Source organism: Streptomyces sp. Je 1-369 (assembly GCF_026810505.1).
GTDB lineage: Bacteria > Actinomycetota > Actinomycetes > Streptomycetales > Streptomycetaceae > Streptomyces.
This window is the reverse complement of the sequence record NZ_CP101750.1, coordinates 2,670,398-2,688,743: the sequence shown is the minus strand read 5'-3', so window position 1 is coordinate 2,688,743 and position 18,346 is coordinate 2,670,398. Positions and strand designations below refer to the sequence as shown.

The window sequence follows — 18,346 nt, the reverse complement described above, 5'->3', positions numbered from 1 at the left end:
CTGCCGGGCCTTCCTCGGTACGCGCGTACGCTCCCGATGCGGAAGGCTCGCCATGACCCCGACACCCCAGGACGACCGCCCCGGCACCGGCACCGATGCCGACGCCGGTCTGCCCACCGTCTCCGTCTCCTCCTTCGCCGATCTCGAACTGCCCGCCGCGCTGCTGCGGAAGCTCGACGAACTCGGCGTCACCGAGCCCTTCCCGATCCAGGCCGCCACGGTGCCCAGTGCCCTCGCGGGCCGGGACGTCCTGGGGCGTGGCCGTACCGGCTCCGGCAAGACGCTCGCCTTCGCTCTGCCGTTGCTCGCCCGCCTCGCCGGGCGGCGCGCCGAGCCGAAGCAGCCCCTCGCGCTGGTCCTGGTGCCCACCCGTGAGCTGGCCCAGCAGGTCACCGAGGCACTCACGCCGTACGCGGAGGCGATGCGGCTGCGGATGGCCACCGTCGTCGGCGGCATCTCGATCGGCCGCCAGGCCGCCGCGCTGCGCGACGGCGCCGAGGTCGTCGTGGCCACCCCCGGGCGTCTGCACGACCTCATCGACCGCAAGGGCTGTCGGCTCGGGCAGGTCAGGATCACCGTCCTCGACGAGGCCGACCAGATGTGCGACATGGGCTTCCTGCCCCAGGTCACCGAGGCCCTCGACCAAGTGCGCGCGGACGGGCAGCGGATGCTGTTCTCGGCCACCCTGGACCGCGACGTCGACCAGCTGGTCAGCGACTACCTGAAGGACCCCGTCGTCCACTCCGTCGACCCGTCGGCGGGTGCCGTCACGACGATGGACCACCACGTCCTCGTCGTCCACGGCCCCGACCGGTACGCCGTCGTCACCGAGATCGCCGCCCGCGACGGCCGCGTCCTGCTCTTCCTCGACACCAAGCACGCCGTCGACCGCCTCACCAAACACCTGCGGGACAGTGGCGTCCACGCCGAGGCCCTGCACAGCGGCAAGTCCCAGCCGCAGCGCTCCCGGACCCTCGCCCGGTTCAAGGACGGCCAGGTCACCGTGCTCGTGGCGACCAACGTCGCGGCCCGCGGCCTGCACGTCGACGACCTCGACCTCGTCGTCAACGTCGACCCGCCGACCGATCCCAAGGACTATCTGCACCGTGCGGGCCGCACCGCGCGTGCCGGCGAGTCCGGCCGCGTCGTCACCCTGGTGCTGTCCGGCCAGCGGCGCGAGACCGTCCAGGTGCTTGCCGAGGCGGGCATCGAGCCGAAGACGACCAAGGTGCGTTCGGGCGAGGCGGAGCTGTCCCGGATCACCGGGGCGAAGGCCCCCTCCGGCACCCCGCTCGACGGCGGTACCGCCGCGGGCCGCGCCAAGAACCACAACGCGCCCTTCCGCGGCCTCGGCAGCACCAAGGAGAGCCCCGGCGGCTCGGGCGGCAAGGGGGGCGGCGGCAAGTCGCCCTCGCGGAAGTCCGCGGAGGCCCGCAAGCTCGCGGAGGCCCGCAGGGCGGCGCGGGTGCGGCGCGGGGGCTGACCCCGGGCAGGCCCAGGCCCCCTCACCGGAGGGCCGTCAGCAGTCTTCCGTGTGGCTGAGGTGGATCAGATGGGCCACCGTGGGCGCGGTGCGCTTGCTCCGGATGCGGCGCAAGTACGTGCTCACGGTGTGCACGCTGATGCCCAGACGCCGGGCTATCTGTTTGTGGGAGAGGCCTGCCGCGATGTGGGCCAGCACCTGACGCTCCCTGTGGGACAACGCCGGCGGGTTCGGTGGGCGGCTGCTTACTGGCATCTTCCCTCCGGGAGGGACTGTCAACACGTACGACGGCTGTAGCCGCAACGTGATCTAACCACGCTTGTGAAGAAACAGAAAGGAAACCCCGCGTACCCAGGGGAAACGCGGCGCTACTGAGCGCGACGGGCGGTGTCAAGTCCCCAATTCGAGGGACTGTGGGCGCGCTTCGGCGCGGGTGAGTGTGAAGACGGCCTCGGCTGAGCGCGGCCGTGCACGTTCTCAAGGCAGCCCGGCGCGTGGACCAGGGGGATAGCTTGCGGCACTTTCGCCTGCTCGTCGTGGGCAACGGCATATCGGCGTACGGCAGTTACCTGAACATGGTCGCCCTCAACGTCTTCATCTACGAGGTGACCGACAGCGCCCTGGCCGCTGGAATCTTCATGGCCGTACGCCTGTTGACCAGTGTCGTCTCCGGCTTTGTGAGCGGACGGCTGGTCTCGGCGTACGACCGGAAGATGTTGATGGTCGGCGCCGATCTCACACAGTGCGCCGCCATGATAGCGCTGCTGATCGCGCCCGACGGTGGCCGTGCCGGGCTGCTGTACGTCCTTGCCGTCGTGACCGGCTTCTGCTCCACCCTCTCCGGCGTCTCGCTGCGCAGCAGCATCCCCGAGATCGTCGGCGGCGACCTGCGCCTGCGCGCCAACTCGCTGCTCGCGACGGGCCGTTCGCTCGCCATGATCGCGGGCTTCGCCTCCGCGGGTGTCGTGGTCGCGCAGCTCGGCTACGTCGCCGCGATCTCCCTCGACGCCGCCACGTTCGCGGTCTCCGCGTGCGTCCTTCTCTCCCTGCCGATCCGTACGCGGGAGAAGGACGGGGGCGCTCAGAAGGGCGAGGCGAAGGGGGACTCCGGGGGGCGTGGCGTCGGTGCGATGATTCTGCTGCGGGCCGCCCCCGTCCTCGCCGTGATGATCGCGCTCAGGGCCGCCGACGGCCTCGGCTCCTCCTCCCACAACGTGGCCCTGCCGGTCTACTCCAGCGACCTCGACCCGTCCCATCCGGCCACGTTCGTCAGCCAGTTCTGGGCGACGTGGGCCATCGGCAACATCGTCATGCAGCAGGTGTGCGGGCGGTGGGCCGGGCGCGGCGGGCGGCAGGGGCCGGGGGAGCAGGCGTTCGCGGTCGGGGCGTGCGTGATGTCGGCCGCGTTCATCGTGGTCTTCGCGGGGCTGCCCACGTACGTGGCGGTCGTGGCCGCGCTGGTGGCGGGCATGGCCGACGGGCTCACCGAGATCGCCTACGTGACCCGCCTCCAGGCGACCCCCGACGAGCAGCGCGGCAGGCTGTTCGGGCTCTCCGCGTCGGTCGAGAACACCGGGTTCGGCCTCGGCATGCTGGTCAGCGGTGCGTTGCTCGACCGCTTCTCGCCGTTCCAAGTCGTGGGGCTGCTGCACGGGTTGGCCATCGCGTTGTGCTTCGGGATGTTCGTCGTCCTGGTGCGGCAAGGGCGGAGAGCGGTGTCCGGCGAACCCTTACCGGTGGCGCAGGAGCCGCCGCACCGGCGCGGCGACGTGTCCGTGGAGCGCGAGAGCGAGGCCCCCCGATGACCACAGCCCCTGCCCCTGCCCCCGCTCCTGTCCCTGCTCCTGTCCCTGCCTCCGCTCCTGCACGTGACGCCGTCGCCGTCATCGGGATGTCCTTTCGGCTGCCCGGCGCCGACACCCCGGAGGAGTTCTGGCGCACGATTCACGACGGCGCCGACCGCATCCGCCGCTTCACGGAGGACGAACTCGCCGCCGCCGGGGTGCCCGAGGAGGTGTACCGGGCCGAGGAGTTCGTCGGGGCGAGCGGGGTGCTCGACGGGATCGCGGGGTTCGACGCGGGGTTCTTCGGGATGAGCGCGCACGAGGCGCGGATCACCGACCCGCAGCAGCGGCTGTTCCTGGAGTGCGTCCACCACGCGCTGGAGAACGCGGGGTACGCGGGTGAACCGGGAGCGGATGGCGGTGCCCGTGACGTGGGGGTGTACGCCAGTACCGGCTATCACCTCTACTCCCTCCAGACCTACCTCCAGAACAACGTCCTCCAGGGCGGCATCGCGGACTGGGTCGCCGGACTCCAGGTCACCATCGGCAACTTCACCGACTTCACCGCGAACCGCGCCGCCTACCGGCTCGGCCTGACAGGGCCCGCGGTCAACGTCCAGACGGCGTGCTCCAGTTCGCTCACCGCGGCCTACCTCGCCGCGCAGTCCGTGGTCGCGGGCGAGTGCGACATCGCCGTCGCCGGGGCCACCGCCCTGCACGTGCCGCAGGTGATCGGGTACCAGTACGTCAAGGGGTCCATCCTCTCCAAGAGCGGCCGCCTGCGCCCCTTCGACGCCGACGCGGACGGGACCGTCGGCGGTACGGGCGTCGTGGCGCTGGTGCTGAAGCGCCTCGACCGGGCCCTCGCGGACGGCGACCACATCCACGGCGTCATCCGGGGCTGGGGCGTCAACAACGACGGCGCGGACAAGAAGGCGTTCAGCGCGCCCAGCGCGGCCGGCCAGCGCGGGGCGATCCGCCGGGCCCTCGACCGGGCGGGCGTCGACGCGGGCACGGTCGGCTACCTGGAGACGCACGGCACCGGCACGTTCAAGGGCGACCCCATCGAGTTCGCGGGCGCCACGGCCGCGTTCCGCGCCGACACCGACCGCACGGGCTACTGCGCGCTCGGCTCGGTCAAGGCCAACATCGGTCACCTCGACGTGTGTTCGGGCCTGGCGAGCCTGGTCAAGGCGCTCCTGGTGCTACGGCACCGCGTCATCCCGCCGATGGCCAACTTCCGCCGCCCCAACCCCGCCCTTGACCTCGCGGCCAGCCCGTTCTACATCCCCGGGGCCGCGCGCCCGTGGCCCGCGGGCGACGGGCCGCGCAGGGCCTGCGTCAGCTCGTTCGGGGTCGGCGGCACCAACGTCCACGTCGTCCTGGAGGAGGCCCCCGCGCCCGCGCCCCGGGCGACCGCCGACGAGCCGGGCTTTCCGAGTCCCCCGGGCGTCCTGGTGGTCTCCGGCCACACGGAGAAGGCGCTCGCCGACAACGCCACGGCCCTCCGCGACCACCTGCGCGCCCACCCCGCCACGCACCACGCCGACCTCGTGACCACGCTGGCCCTGGGCCGCTCCCACCGCGGACACCGGCTCGCGGTGCGCGGCGACACGGTGGCGGCGCTGAGCGGGGCGCTGGACGACTGGCTCACGCGGCCGCGGTCACGGGCGGGGGCACGGCCTTCGGGCGGGGGCGGTGCCGGGTTCCTCTTCACGGGGCAGGGCAGCCTGCACCGGGGCGCGGCCCGTCCCCTGTACGAGCGGTTCGCCGTCGTACGCGAAACCCTGGACGCCCGCGAGCGGCAGTTCGCGGACCTCACCGGTGGGGGCGGCCTCCTCGACGCGCTGCTGGGTGACCCCCGGGGCGCGGACACGGGCGAGCCGGTCCTGGACACCGAGGTGGCGCAACCCGCCCTCTTCACGTTGCAGTGCGCACTCGTCCGCCTGTGGCGGGAGGCCGGGATCGAGCCGGACGTGGTGGCGGGGCACAGCGTGGGGGAGTACGGCGCGCTGTACGCCGCCGGTGTGCTGAGTGCCGAGGACGGGCTGCGGCTGACCGCGGGGCGGGGGAGGCTCATGCGGGAGCGGTGCGCGCCCGGCGCGATGGTCGCCGTCCCGACGGACACGCACACGGCGCGGAAGCTGGCGGCGGAGGTGCCCGGCGTGGAGCTCGCCGTCACGAACGGCGAACACAGCCAGGTCCTCGCGGGCCCGGCGGCCGCCATGGCACGGCTGACGGAACTCCTCGCCGAGCGCGGCATCCACGCACGTGAACTCCCGGTGCGGCACGCCTTCCACACGGCCCTCATGGACCCGGCACTCGACGGGCTCCGGGAGCTCGTCGGCGGGGTGGTGCGGCGGGGGAGCCGCGTGCCGTTCGTGAGCGGTCTCGATGGGCGTACGCGCCCGGCCGGATGGGTACCGGACGCCGACTATCTCGTACGGCAGGCGCGTGAGCCGGTCCGGTTCGCCGACGTGCTCGGGGAGTTGCGCGTCTCGTACGACATCGTTGGCACGCTGGTCGAGATCGGCCCGCACACGACCCTCAGCAGCCTCGCCCGCCAGGCGCTCCCGGGCCGGGCCGCGCATCCGACACTGCGGCGCGGTGCGGGGCTCGCACCGCTGTGGGACGCGGCCGCCGGACTGTACCGGGCCGGGGCGCCGGTCGGCTGGCGGACCCTCGTGGATGGGGTGGGCGGCCGCAGGATCCCGCTGCCCGGATACCGCTTCCAGCACAAGGACTACTGGACGGGGCCGGAGAACTACCTTCCCCGGCCCGTACGACCCGAACAACCCGTACAGCACGTACAACCCGAACAACCGATCAGGGATGGGGCGGAAGTGGCACAGGACGAAGCAGCGGTCGAGCGGGTGCTCCAGCACATCATCAAGGTCACCGCGAAGCACCTCAGCTACGACACCAGCGAGATAGCCGAGGACGCGTCCTTCTTCGACCTCGGCGCGGACTCGTTGCAGATGATCGGGGTGCTGCGCGAGCTGGAGGAGGAGCACCGGGTCAAGGTCTCGATGCGGGAGCTCTTCGAGGAGGCGGGGACGGCGCGCGGGCTCGCGGTGATCATCGCGGGCAAGGCGGCTCCGGCCCCCGCCGCGGCTCCGGCCCCTGCTGCGGCCCCCGCCCCCGTTGCGGCGGCTGAGGAGCGTCCGGCCGCCCGCGAGACTCCGCCTGTCGCCGTGGACGCCACGCGTCATGACGCGTACGCCACTCGTCAAGAGGTCGAAGAGCTCCGGCGGCAGCTCCAGCAGCTCACGCAGGTGCAGCTCCAGCTGATGGGACAGCTCTCCCAGCTGCTCACCGCGCAGGCGGGCCGATGACCGGGGGAGCAGACACCGTATCCGCCGCCGTCGACCAGGACCTCGCGGCGATGGCCGAGCTGTCGCAGCGCATCGCCCGGCAGATGGGCACCCAGGAGGAGGCGGCGGACTCCCCGGCACCCCGGGCCGCCCAGCACGGGCCGCGCCCGGAGGTCGCCCGCGGCTCCGGCATGCTCCGCGGCAACGCCTCCGACACCCAGCGGGCCCACCTCGACGACCTGGTGCGCCGCTACACCGCGAAGACGCCCACGTCCAAGAGCATCGCCCAGCGCTACCGGCGCGTGCTCGCCGACAGCAGGGCGGCGGTCGGCTTCCGCAGCAGTACGAAGGAGATGCTGTACCCGATCGCGGGGCGGCGGGCGCGGGGGTCGTGGCTCGAGGACATCGACGGCAACCGGTACGTCGACATCACGATGGGCTTCGGCGTCCTGCTCTTCGGCCACGAGCCCGACTTCGTCACCGAGGCGGTCCGCGAGCACCTCTCGCGCGGCATCCAGCTCGGCCCGCGCAACGTGGAGACCGGCGAGGCCGCCGAGCTGCTCGCCGAGCTGACCGGCATGGAGCGCGTCGCCTTCGCCAACTCCGGTACGGAGGCGAACTCCGCGGCGATCCGGCTCGCCCGCGCCGCCACCGGACGCTCCCGCATCATCACGTTCGAGGGCGCGTACCACGGCCACAACGACAACGTGCTGGGCCGCTCCCCGCGCACCGGCGGCGAGGGCCTGACGACCGTCCCGATGTCCGCGGGCGTCCCGCCGAACGCCGTCGCCGACCTGCTCGTCCTGCCGTACGGCGGCGAGGAGAGCCTCGCCGTCATCGAGCAGCAGGCCGCCGACATCGCCGCGGTCCTCGTCGAGCCCGTGCAGAGCCGCCATCCGTCGCTCCGGCCCGCCGACTTCGTACGCCGCCTGCGCGAGCTGACCCGTCGGCACGGCATCGTGCTGCTCTTCGACGAGATGCTGACCGGCTTCCGGCCCGCGCCGCGCGGCGCCCAGGAGCTCTACGGGGTCACGCCCGACCTCGCCACGTACGGGAAACTGCTCGGCGGCGGCTTCCCCATCGGTGCCATCGCGGGCCGCGCCGACATCATGGACGGCATCGACGGCGGCCACTGGAGCTACGGGGACGCCAGCTATCCGGCCGCCGACACGACGTTCTTCGGCGGTACGTACATCCAGCACCCGGTGTCTATGGTCGCCACCCGCGCCGTGCTCGCCCACCTCAAGGAGCACAGCCCGCGTCTCCAGGAGCGGCTGAACGCCCGCACGGACGACCTCGCCACCACGCTCAACTCCTTCTTCGAGGACGAGGGATACGCGCTGAGCATGAGCCACTTCGGCTCGATGTTCCGCTTCGAACACCGCGCGGACATGGAACTGCTCTACCACCACCTGATGCTGCGCGGCGTGCACGTGTGGGAGTGGCGCAACTTCTTCCTGTCCACCGAACACACCGACGGGGACGTTGAGTTCATCGTGGACGCGGTGAAGGACTCCCTGCGGGAGCTGCGCGGGGCGGGCTTCCCGCTCGGGAACAAGCCAGCGAACAAGCGGGCGAACAAGCCAGCGAACAAGGCGGTGGTCCCCGCGGCGAAGCCGAAGGCCATGGCCTGGAACCGGGCGGCGGCCGCGACCGCCGAGCGACCGGAGCGGGTGGAACAGAAGCCCCGCTCCCTCGACTTCGGCGTCTACTTCTTCGGGGACTACCCGCAGGACGACGAGGCGACGTCCCGGCACGGCAAGTACGACCACCTCCTGGAGACCGCCCGGTTCGCCGACCGCCACGGATTCCACTCCCTGTGGATCCCCGAGCGGCACTTCCACTCCTTCGGCGGCCTCTTCCCCAACCCCGTCGTCCTCGCCGCCGCGCTCGCCCGCGAGACCGGGCGCATCCGCATCAACGCGGGCTCCGTCGTGCTGCCGCTGCACGATCCGATCCGTGTCGCCGAAGAGTGGTCGATGGTCGACAACCTCTCCGGCGGCCGGATCGGCATCGGCTGCGCGAGCGGCTGGCACGCCAACGACTTCGTCTTCTTCCCGGAGCGCTTCGGCACCCACAAGGAGAAGATGTACGAACAGGTCGCGGAGGTGCGGAAGTTGTGGCGCGGTGAGCCGGTGCGCCGCACCACCGGGAACGGCGAGAGCGACCTGCGGCTGTTCCCCCGCCCCGTGCAGGACGCGCCGCCCATGTACACGGCGGTCGTCGGCAACCCCGCGTCGTACGAACTGGCCGCGCGCAACGACGTCGGCATCGTCACCAACCTCATGACCCAGAGCGTCGAGCAGCTCCGCGACAACGTCGCGCTCTACCGCCGTACGCGCGCCGAGTGCGGCCTGGACCCGGACGCCGGGCACGTGGCCGTGCTGCTGCACACCTACCTCGCCGAGGACCACGCGGCGGCCCGCGCCGTCGCCCGCGACCCCCTGGCCCGGTACATGCGCTCGTCCCTGTCCCTGTTCGGCAACGTGGCGAACAGCCTGGGCCAGAAGATCGACATGTCGACGATGACCGAGGACGACCTGGACGTGGTCTTCCGCCGCGCCTACGACCGCTACTGCGACCAGCGCGCCCTCATCGGCAGCCCCGAGAGCGTGCGGCCCGTCGTGGACGCGGTGCGCGCGGCGGGCGCGGACGAGATCGTCGGGCTCGTCGACTTCGGCGTGGACCCTGCGGCGCTGCGGGACGGGTTGCGGCACTTCGACGGGTTGCGGGGCGCGTACGAGACTCCTGCGGCTCTTCCTGCGGCTTTTTCGACGGCTCTTCCTGCGGCTTTTCCGAAGGCCCCGGAACCGGCCCCCGCCCACCTAGCCGCCGCCCACATATCCGCCGACCACCAGGGCGCTCCGCTCTCGCCCGGCCAGCAGCGCGTCTGGTTCCTGGAGCGGATGCTGCCCGGCCGCACCGCGTACAACGAGACCAAGGCCATCGAGCTCGAAGGCCCGCTGAACGTTCCGGCGCTGCGGACCGCGCTCCGCGCTCTCGCCGCGCGCCACGGCCAGCTGCGCACGGTCTTCCGCGACGTGGCAGGCGAACCGCGCCAGTTCACGCGCCCGCCGGGCGAGGTGGACTTCGAGATTGTCGAGGGTACGGGAGGCGACGGTACGGGAGCCGACCGTACGGGGGGAGACGGGGACGCCGTCGCCGCCGTACTGAGGCAGGAGAGCGCGCGCCGCTTCGACCTGGCGGAGGGGCCGTTGTTCGTGACGCGCCTCGTCCGGCTCGGCGAGCGGCGGCACGTCCTCGTGCTGTCCCTGCACCACATCGTGATGGACGCGGCGTCGGCGGCCGTGCTCGCCCGCGACGTGTCCGCCCTCTACCGCGCGCAGCTGCCGGGCGAGCGGTCGGCGGACCTCCCGGCCCTCCCCCGCACGTACGCGGACCACGCCCGCGCGCAGCTCGACTCGCTGGGCGGCCCCAAGGCGGCCGAGGACCTGGCGTACTGGAAGAAGGCGCTCGACGGCGACCTGCCCGTCCTGGCCCTGCCGACCGACCGGCCGAGGCCGACGGTCATGACGTCCAACGGCCGTGCCCTGTTCCGCACGCTGGACGCCGAACTGTCCGCCCGCGTACGGGAATTCAGCCGTGCCCGCCGCAGCACCCTCTTCATGACCCTGCTCGCCGGGTACGCGGCCGCCCTGCACCGCGTCACCGGCCAGGACGACCTGGTCATCGGCACGCCGATGTCCGACCGCAAGCCCGAGTACGAGGACGTGGTCGGCTTCTTCGTCAACACGCTGGCGCTGCGCCTCGATCTCACCGGGAACCCGGACTTCGGCACGCTCCTGGACCGGGTGCGCGGGGTGGCCCTGGACGCGTACGACCACGCCGACGTGCCCTTCGAGGCGGTCGTGCGGGAGCTGGCGCCGCCGCGCGCCCTCGACCGTACGCCGGTCTTCCAGACACTCGCCGAGTTCGAGACGGGCGACCCGTTCCGCTTCGACCTGCCCGGGGTGCGGGCGACACCGCTCGACTCGGGCCCGGACAAGGCGCTGACCGATCTCAGCGTCTACTTCACCGACCTGCCGGACGGCGTCCGCTGCCACCTGGAGTACCACACCGACCTCTTCGACGAGGCGACGGTCGACGCGCTCTTCGGGACGTTCAGGGGCATCCTCGCGGCGGCGGTGGGAGCGGACGACGTCGCCGCCGCCGCGGTGCCGGTGCCGGTGCCGGAGTCGGGGGAGTGGAGCCACGGCCCGGTCCGGCAGCGGACGAGCAGCACGGTCCACTCGCTGACGTCGCGGTGGGCGCAGGTGGCTCCCGGCCGGACGGCGGTGCTCAGTGACGAAGGCGAGCTGACGTACGCCGAGTTGGAGGCCCGGGCGGAACGGCTCGCGGCGGTGTTCCGTACGGTCGGTGAGGGAGCCGGTGCCCCGGTCGCCCTGTGGCTGCCGCGCGGCGCCGACCTGATCGTCGCGATGCTCGCGTCCCTCAAGTCGGGACGCGGCTACGTCCCACTGGACCCGGCCCAGGGCACGGCACGGGCGGAGACCATCCTCGCGGAGAGCGGGGCGCGGATCCTGGTCACGAACGGAAGCGCGGCCGGGGACACCGGCCCGCGACCGAAGGCCCCGGCCGGAACGGTGCCGGTGGACGTGACGGCACCGGCGCCCACCCGCGCGACCACGTCCCCCGACAGGTCGCCCACCGCCCCCGACTCCCTCTGCTTCGCCATCTACACCTCCGGCAGCACCGGCACCCCCAAGGGCGTCGCCATTCCGCACCGGGCCGTCGTCGATCTCTGTCAGTGGCATCACGAGCGGTTCGGGTTCACCGCGGACGACCGCAGTGCCGCCGTGTGCAGCCAGGGCTTCGACGCCGCCGCGCTGGAGATCTGGCCCGCGCTGACCGCGGGCGCCACCGTCGTCGTGGCCGACGAGACGGTCCGCAAGGACCCGGCCGCGCTGGCCCGCTGGTACGCGGAGCGGCGCGTCACCTTCTCGATCCTGCCGACCGCTCTCGGCGAGGCGGTCCTCGCGCTCCCGGTCAGCCAACAGCCGCCCCTGCGGCACCTGTTGCTCGGCGGCGACGTGATGCGCACCCGCCCGCGCCCCGGCGCGCCGTACGAGACGGTCAACGTGTACGGGCCCACCGAGGTGACCGTGCTGTGCACGGCCGCGACGGTCGGGCCGCGCGCCCCGGAGGGGCCCGACCTGCCGATCCCGATCGGCAGGCCCGTCCACAACGTCATCCTCCGCGTGCTCGGCGAGGGCGGCCGTGAAGTCTCCGGAGACGAGGTCGGGGAGTTGTACGTGGGCGGGCCCGGCGTGGCCACCGGGTACCTGGGACGGCCCGAGCTGACCGCCGAACGCTTCGTCCGCGATCCCCGGGGGACCGATGTGCGGATGTACCGCACGGGCGACCTGGTGTGCTGGAACGACGACGGCGCGCTGGAGTTCCGCGGCCGGACGGACGATCAGGTGAAGGTGCGCGGTTACCGGGTCGAGCCCGAAGAGGTGTCCCGCGCGCTCAACGGTCTCCCCGGGGTCCGTGACGCCGTCGTCCTCGCCCGCCGCGACCACCACGGCGACGCCCGCCTCGTGGCCTACGTCGTACGGAAGGAGGACGTGCACGACCCCGACGTACCCGCGCCCGACCTGTCGGCGCAGGGGTTCAGCGACCGTCTGACGGCGGAACTCGCCGAACGGCTGCCCGACCACCTCGTGCCCCGCGCCTGGGCCGTCCTGCCCGCGCTGCCCCTCTCCGGCAACGGCAAACTGGACCGGGCCGCGCTGCCCGCGCCCGGCATCGTGACCAACCCCGCGGCGCGGCCGTCGTCCGTCGAGGCGCGGCTCAAGCGGCTCTGGGCCCAGGAGTTCGACATCGACGCGTCGGCGATCACGCCGGACGTGTCCTTCTTCGAGCTCGGCGGGCACTCCCTCACGGCGATCCGGCTGGCCAACGGCGTACGGGAGGAGTTCGGCACGGAGTACCCCGTGGCGCGCTTCTACGAGGAGCCCACGTTCCGGGCGATGGCCGCCTACCTGGCGGTGAACGGTGCGACCGTCCAGCGGCCGGTGAACGGTGCGACCGTCCGGCGGGCGGGGGACGGGGAGGCCGTCCGGCGCGCGGCGGGCGGCGAGGTCGCGGAACCCGGCGACACGCCCGCCCGCGCCCCCCTCACTGCCCAGCAGTCCGCCTTCCTCACCCGCCACCGCACCCACCCCCGCCCGCAGATCTACAACGTGGCGATGCGACTCACCCTCACGGGAACGCTCGACGTGCCGGCCCTGCGCACCGCGTTCACCCAACTCATCGCCCGGCACGAGGCGTTGCGGACCCGCTTCGTGGCGGACGGCGACGGGGAGTGGTGGCAGGAAGCGCTGCGGGCGCGGCCCGTGGAGCTGCCGGAAGAGGACCTGTTCGCGCGGCACGGCTCGGCGGACGCCGCGGCCGAGGAGGCGGATCGGCTCGCGGGGGAGACGGCGGCCGTCCCGTACGACATCGAGGCCGAACTCGCCCCCGTACTGCGCCTGATGCGCGTGGACCACGACCGCTGGGTGCTGCTCTTCGTCCTGCACCACGCGGCCTGCGACGGCTGGTCGGTCAGTCTGCTGCTGCGCGAACTGGCGGCGCTGTACGGGACCGAGGCCACCGGGGCTCCGCACGGCCTGCCGGCCGCCGACACCCTCCCGCAGCAGGGCGAGTACGCGCGCTGGCAGCGCGAGCACAGCCGTACGCAGGACAAGGACCGCCTCGTCGCCCACTGGGCGCGGGAGCTGGCGGGTGCCCGCTTCGGGATGCCGCTGCCGCTTGACCGGCCCCGCCCCGCGGAGCTGAGCGGCGCGGGTGACGTGGTCCTGTTCACGGTGGGCGAGGGCGCCCGCGCCGACGTGGAGGAGCTGGCCCGACGGCACCGTACGACGCCCTTCGTGGTGACGGCGGCCGCGTTCGCGCGGCTGGTCGCGGAGGTGGGGGAGCAGGGGCCCGACGTCGTGCTCGGCATCTCCCACGCCAACCGCGAGCGGCGCGAGTTCGAGGCGCTGGCCGCTTGCACGGTGTCGTCCTTCACGCTGCGGATACGGGGTGACGCGGCCGCGTCGTTCGGGGCGTTGGTGGACCAGGTGGCGCGCACCTCCGTCGGCGCCATCGACCACGCCGCGCCGCTCCGCGCGGTGGCGGCGGACGTGAGCGCGGTGCTGGGCACGGAGGTGCCGGACCGGCTGCCGCTCGGCTTCCAGTACCAGAGCTCACTGGAGACGGAGGTCGAGCTGCCGGGCCTGGTCACGGCGGTGGAGGACCTCGCGGTCCCGGGCGCGCGCTCCGAGTTCAACTTCGGGCTGATCCCGACGGGCGACGTGCTCTCCGGGTACCTGGAGTACTCGACCGACCTGTGGGACCGCTCCACGGTCGAGGCCTGGACCGAGGCGTACGGCCGACTCCTGGCGAGGGAGGTGGGGGAGGCGCTCCGGGGCGAAGGGTGAGCTCGGGGGCCGCGGCCGGAATTGGTCGTGACATGGCAAGGATCTTGAGGCCTTGCCTTGTCACTCCAAGGTCCCTGTGCCTCAATGGGCGGCGAGCCGGGCTGCTGACTACCCGTCAGAAGTGCCGTCACAGGCAGGCCCGGCGCCGCGCGGGCGTATCCCCCCTCGCTCCCCCCACCCCACCCCACAAAGGCAGGCCCCCCATGCGGAACAGCAGACTCGGCACAGGTCGCGGCATAGGACTGGGCACAGGAATCGGTACGGCTCTCGGTGCAGGCGCGCTCGCCGTCGGCGCACTCGCGATGGCGCCCGCGGCAGGCGCCGTGGAACCGCAGAGCGCCACGCTCTCGTTCGACTGCGGAACGTACGGCTCGGGTACGGCGACACTCACCGCCAGTCAGGACGGCACCAGCGCGACCATCGCGCTGTCGACCTCGGCGATCACCGCGCCGATCGACATCGGGGCGGGCGCCGTGAACTCGACGCTCACGCTGGCGAAGAACGGCACGGGGACGACCGACTTCACCGGCAACTCCAACCCGGCCATCCCGGCCGGTGGCGCCGTCTCCACGGGACCGCTCACCGGGACCGTCGCCGCGGGCGACAGCCTGGAGGGCAAGTCCTTGAAGATCGTCGTCTTCGGCCTCACGGTGACGTGCAACGCGACGTCGGCGCAGTCACCGGGACCGTTCGTCTTCTGACCCGCTCCTGACCCGCTTCTGACCCACTTGCGACCCGCTTCTGAACCTACGGCCCGCCCGCCCCGGCGAGGGCGCCGTCAGACGGTCTTCAAGGGGTGGTGCGGGCCCTCCGGCAGGACGATGTCGATCGCGTCGCCGGGCCGGACCTCGCCGCCCCGGCGCACGACGCTCATCACGCCCGCCTTGTGGAAGACGGCCCCCGACGCGTCACGGCCGACGACCCTCTTCATCAGACCGGCCTGGAAGCCGTCGATCTGGCGACACGGGTTGCGCAGGCCGGTGATCTCCAGGACCGCCTCGTCGCCGAGGTGCAGGAGGGCGCCGGTGGGGAGGCCGAGCAGGTCGATGCCGCGCGTGGTGACGTTCTCGCCGAGCTCGCCCGGCGCCACGGTGAAGCCGTCCTCCGCCAGCTCGTCGAAGAGCTCCTCGTGCATGAGGTGGACCTGGCGGAGGTTCGGCTGGTCGGGGTTCTGCGCGACACGGAAACGGTGCTTCACCTTCGTACCCGCGTGTACGTCGCCCTCGACGCCGAGGCCCGTGAGCAGCGTGACGCTCTCACGGTTCGGCTTGGTGAAGGAGTACGTTCCGTTGCTGCTGACCGCAGTGACCGTGGCGCCCATGCGACGACCCTAACCCGCGTCAGCCCACGGGTGCCAAGGTCAGATAGGTGATGCCGAGCACGCCGCGGTAGCCGCGCAGCCAGGACGCACGCTGGGCGTCCACGCGCGCGCGGGTCCCGGCGGCCTCCGGGTGGTCGGGGTGCGCGGCCAGCCACTCCTCGACATCGGAACGGTAGCCCGACTCGAACTCCTCCCACTCGTCCACGCCCGCGGTCTCCACCCACAGCGGGCGGAACCCGGCCTCGACCGCCGCGTCCACGAGGTCGCCCAGGTACAGGTGATCACCGGCGTCGGCGTCCGGCCACATCCCGGCCAGCTCCCGCGCGGTGGGTTCGCGCTCCCAGAAGCCCTCGCCGAGTACGACACGACCGCCCGGGTTGACCAGGCCGCGCAGCGCGCGGAGCGCCTCGGCGGCGGCCCGGGCGGGCGCGGCCGAGCTGAGGGCCTGGCTCGCGCCGAGACACAGGACGACGTCGGCGGGGCCGCGAGCGGTGTCCTTCGCCGTCTCCTCGACGAACCGGACCCGCCCGTCGAGCCCGCGCTCCTTCGCGGCGGCGCGGCCGCGGTCCAGGTCCTCGCCCTTGATGTCGACGCCGATGCCGGTGGCCCCGGGGGCGGCTTCGAGGATGCGGAGCAGCAACTCGCCCCATCCGCAGCCCAGATCGAGCACGGTACGGGGCCCGGACGCCGTCAGGCGCTCGACGATGCGCTGCGCGCGGGTCTCGGAGAGGGGGCCGTGGAAGGTGAGGCGGGTGAGGCGCGGCGGCTGATCGCCGTCGTTGGAGTTCTCGCTGTCCTCGCTGGTCTCAGCGGTCTCAGTGGTCATGGACCGGCACGCTAGCCTGCCGTTCCCCGGGCGGAACAGCGGTTTTGGCGCCGCCCGTTGCCGTGGAACGCTCGTCGACGCGGCGCAGGTGGTCGGCGAGGACGGCCGCCGCGTCCGGGGTGAGCGTGCGCAGGGCGACCATGGCGGTGACGATGACGTCGCAGAGCTCGGCCCGCACGTCGTCCCAGCTGTGCGTGGTGCCTTTGCGCGGGTTCTGCCCCGTGGCGCCGATGACCGCCTGCGCGACTTCGCCGACCTCTTCCGACAGCTTCAACATGCGGAGCAGCAGCGCTGCTTGGGGCGCCTGCTGATTATGCGCGTCGAGCCAGGTGCAGAGCCGCTCGACGATACCCCAGGGATCGTCGGGGCTGACGGGGCTGACGGGGCTGACGGGGCTTACGGGGCTGTCGGCTGAGGTGCGTGTCCGCTCGTCGTCCATGCCCCGCAGGCTACGGCCCGGTCAGGTGGCGTCGTCGCCCTCCGCCGCCGCGCGGACGTTCTTGTTCCTGGCGCCGATCGTCGCGAGCACCCCGACCGCCGTACCCGCGAGTGCGGCGGGCACCATCCAGGCGCGGTTGAGGGAGTGGCCGAGCGCGTGGTCGGCGGAGTAGCGGCCGGGGCCTGTGACGGCGAGGGCCGCGGAGACCATGCCGAGGAAGGCGGGGTACTCGTAGCCGCCGCCCTGGCTGAAGAAGCCGTTCGGCGCGTGCACGGCGGCCGCGCCGGCCATCGCGCCCGCCGCCGCCGAGCCCGCCGCGGGCGTCGCGAGGCCGAGGGCGAGGAGTGCGCCGCCGCCCGCCTCGCAGACGCCCGCCACGATGGCGTTCAGGCGGCCCGGCGCGTACCCGATGGACTCCATGAAGGCGCCGGTGCCCGCGAGTCCGCCTCCGCCGAACCAGCCGAACAGTTTCTGGGCGCCGTGCGCGGCGAGCACCCCGCCGGTGCCCGCGCGGAGCAGCAGCAGCCCGAGGTCTCGGCGGTCCAGGCACGTGCAGGTGGTCATGGGAACTCCTGGTTCGGCCCCTGGGCGGGGTGGCGGTCGCGTCCGCCTCCACCGTCCACCGGACCGGCTCCGTGCACCCGGCCCCAGGGGCCGTACGGGTGACGCCCGTCCGGCGGGGCACCGGTGGCGACGGGCGCGGCCCGGTGTGACCGTGAACCCATGAGCATCCAGGTGAACCGGCTCGCCGACCCCACGGTCCGCGCCTTCGTGACCGCGGTGAACTCCCACGACAAGGCAGCCTTCGACGCCCTGCTGGCGTCCGGCGCGACCATGGCGGACGACGGCACCGACCGTGACGTCGCCGACTGGGCGGACCGCGAGATCTTCTCGTGCAACGGCCACATGGACGTCGATTCGGAGTCGGACGGGGGCCGCGTGCTGACGGCCTCGTACCGCAATGACACGTGGGGCGAGATGCGGACGAAGTGGTACTTCACCGTCGACGACGGAAAGATCACCCGCTTCGAAACGGGCCAGGCCTGACGGACCGGCTCCGGCTGCATCCGTCGCAGGGCGACCGTTCCGCGGCGCGAGTCGCTCCCGCGGCCCCAACCGCGGGCCCCTCGCCGCGGAGCGGTCGCCCTCCCCCTCCCCCTGATGGTGGTCAGTGGCAGCTGATGGAGCCCGAGCCGGTCCGCGCCCACGAGCAGGAGTCGAGCTGCGAGCCGCTCGGCTTGATCAGGCGGGCCTTGTCGCCGGTGTTGTTCCAGACGTAGTTGGTACGACCCCAGTAGCGCACGCCGGACGCGTTGGAGCCCTTGCCGGTGCGGACCTTGACAGTCTTGCCGGCGCCGATCTTGTAGCTGCCGAAGGTGTACGTGTAGCCGGTGTTGTCCTTCAGCTTGTAGCCCTTGAGCTGGACCGCCGAGCGGCCGCTGTTGTGGATGTTCACCCACTCCGCGTTCAGCGAGGAGTTCGAACGGCTGTCCCGGCCCGGGCTGTCGTACTGGATGGTGCCGAGGTGCAGCCCGCCCTGGTGACGAGCCGTCGCCGCCGAGGCGGGAGACGCGGCGAGCAGCGACACCGACAGGGCGGCAGCGGCGAGGACGGCGGGGGCCGTGGTGCGTATGCGCAAGGAGTGCTCCAAGTGTGAAGTTCTCGTGGAGAGGAACTGAGCATAAGGGGAGCACTGACCTGGATTGATGCGGTACTTCCTATTCCACTTGTGGA

Annotated in this window: 12 protein-coding genes; 6 read left to right on the top strand and 6 right to left on the bottom strand. The window is 72.6% G+C overall.

Annotation, left to right across the window (positions count from 1 at the left end; translation table 11 throughout):
* Nucleotides 1-52: 52 nt before the first annotated feature.
* A complete protein-coding gene (locus NOO62_RS12255) occupies nucleotides 53-1,483 on the top strand; it encodes a DEAD/DEAH box helicase (protein WP_268770921.1) in 1,431 nt (476 codons plus the stop codon).
* A 36-nt stretch (nucleotides 1,484-1,519) separates the two neighbouring features.
* Here NOO62_RS12255 and NOO62_RS12250 read toward each other — a convergent pair whose 3' ends face one another.
* On the bottom strand, nucleotides 1,520-1,738 hold the full coding sequence (locus NOO62_RS12250) for a response regulator transcription factor (protein ID WP_150183830.1): 219 nt from the start codon (nucleotides 1,736-1,738) through the stop codon (nucleotides 1,520-1,522).
* 257 nt (nucleotides 1,739-1,995) lie between these two features.
* On the opposite strand from NOO62_RS12250, the gene NOO62_RS12245 reads away from it, so the two are divergent.
* The 4 genes from NOO62_RS12245 to NOO62_RS12230 all read left to right on the top strand — a co-directional run bounded on the left by NOO62_RS12245 (nucleotide 1,996) and on the right by NOO62_RS12230 (nucleotide 14,727).
* The gene (locus tag NOO62_RS12245) at nucleotides 1,996-3,288 is read left to right on the top strand and encodes an MFS transporter (RefSeq protein ID WP_268770919.1); all 1,293 of its coding nucleotides are present in this window, start codon (nucleotides 1,996-1,998) and stop codon (nucleotides 3,286-3,288) included.
* Nucleotides 3,285-6,602: a type I polyketide synthase gene (locus NOO62_RS12240; RefSeq protein ID WP_414930809.1), complete on the top strand. Its 3,318-nt coding sequence runs from the start codon at nucleotides 3,285-3,287 to the stop codon at nucleotides 6,600-6,602. Before NOO62_RS12245 ends, NOO62_RS12240 begins: the two co-directional genes overlap by 4 nt.
* Nucleotides 6,599-14,026, top strand: a complete 7,428-nt coding sequence (locus NOO62_RS12235; protein WP_268770917.1) for a MupA/Atu3671 family FMN-dependent luciferase-like monooxygenase — start codon at nucleotides 6,599-6,601, stop codon at nucleotides 14,024-14,026. The genes NOO62_RS12240 and NOO62_RS12235 overlap by 4 nt, the downstream gene beginning before the upstream one ends.
* A gap of 203 nt (nucleotides 14,027-14,229) precedes the next feature.
* A complete protein-coding gene (locus NOO62_RS12230; protein ID WP_268770916.1) occupies nucleotides 14,230-14,727 on the top strand; it encodes a hypothetical protein in 498 nt (165 codons plus the stop codon).
* 77 nt (nucleotides 14,728-14,804) lie between these two features.
* Here NOO62_RS12230 and NOO62_RS12225 read toward each other — a convergent pair whose 3' ends face one another.
* The 4 genes from NOO62_RS12225 to NOO62_RS12210 are packed head-to-tail and all read right to left on the bottom strand — an operon-like array spanning nucleotide 14,805 to nucleotide 17,176.
* Nucleotides 14,805-15,347: an MOSC domain-containing protein gene (locus NOO62_RS12225; protein WP_268770915.1), complete on the bottom strand. Its 543-nt coding sequence runs from the start codon at nucleotides 15,345-15,347 to the stop codon at nucleotides 14,805-14,807.
* 19 nt (nucleotides 15,348-15,366) lie between these two features.
* A complete protein-coding gene (locus NOO62_RS12220) occupies nucleotides 15,367-16,173 on the bottom strand; it encodes a class I SAM-dependent methyltransferase (protein WP_268770914.1) in 807 nt (268 codons plus the stop codon).
* Nucleotides 16,163-16,612: a MazG-like family protein gene (locus tag NOO62_RS12215; RefSeq protein WP_268770913.1), complete on the bottom strand. Its 450-nt coding sequence runs from the start codon at nucleotides 16,610-16,612 to the stop codon at nucleotides 16,163-16,165. The genes NOO62_RS12220 and NOO62_RS12215 overlap by 11 nt, the downstream gene beginning before the upstream one ends.
* 21 nt (nucleotides 16,613-16,633) lie before the next feature.
* Complete coding sequence (locus NOO62_RS12210; protein ID WP_268770912.1) at nucleotides 16,634-17,176, bottom strand: DoxX family protein; 543 nt, start codon at nucleotides 17,174-17,176, stop codon at nucleotides 16,634-16,636.
* Nucleotides 17,177-17,335: 159 nt separating this feature from the next.
* Between NOO62_RS12210 and NOO62_RS12205 the strand changes: the two genes are divergently transcribed.
* Nucleotides 17,336-17,659, top strand: coding sequence for a nuclear transport factor 2 family protein (locus NOO62_RS12205; protein WP_268770911.1), 324 nt, complete (start codon nucleotides 17,336-17,338; stop codon nucleotides 17,657-17,659).
* A 121-nt stretch (nucleotides 17,660-17,780) separates the two neighbouring features.
* Here NOO62_RS12205 and NOO62_RS12200 read toward each other — a convergent pair whose 3' ends face one another.
* Nucleotides 17,781-18,251, bottom strand: a complete 471-nt coding sequence (locus NOO62_RS12200) for a lamin tail domain-containing protein (protein WP_268770910.1) — start codon at nucleotides 18,249-18,251, stop codon at nucleotides 17,781-17,783.
* Nucleotides 18,252-18,346: the final 95 nt, after the last annotated feature.